The 572-nt window shown below is 50.7% G+C and carries 1 protein-coding gene; it reads right to left on the minus strand.

The window, feature by feature from the left end; genetic code table 11:
• Nucleotides 1-572, minus strand: a 572-nt coding sequence (locus tag R7Z50_RS29670) for an MGH1-like glycoside hydrolase domain-containing protein (protein ID WP_411979539.1), incomplete at both ends; no start/stop codon positions are given.

Raw genomic sequence — 572 nt, forward strand, 5'->3', positions numbered from 1 at the left:
ATTTTGGTTGTGGTCGCGGTTTGATAGCCACCAATCGTGGTATGCCACCAACTTCGGATACATTTCATCAATGAATTTTTGCGCGTCTTCTGGGCGATCAAACTGGTTCACGAGAGCGTGATACACCTCCATCACAGACCATGCCGCCAACGATGGTTTCGTATTGCGTTCGTTCCAGTTTTCAGAGCCAGCACCACCACGACTAACAGGTTTGGTGTACGTCAATACATCCAGCAAGTAGCATTTGTCTTGCGGACGAATCTTGTCATCAGCTTGAACTTGCTCTTGGAATATCGTGCGAATGTTGTCCATCGCAACATCTGGGTTGAAATGCGCCATCGCGTACGCTTGTTTCCACGAATCCCACGGCCACGTTAAGTTACCAGAGAACCAACGCGCAGTGACCGATGGCGTGACTGTCGCTTGTTCAATATCGCCCGCCGCAGAGCGCCAGTTACCGTTTAGGGTCTCCATCGCTTTTACCGCTACGCGAGCTTGGTCTGCTGTCGCTTCTTTGTTGATAAGACCATTCGCTAAATAGCCGTCCCAACGCGCTTTCGACGCTTCCATGT

It is taken from the genome of Vibrio sp. 1249-1 (assembly GCF_033340495.1).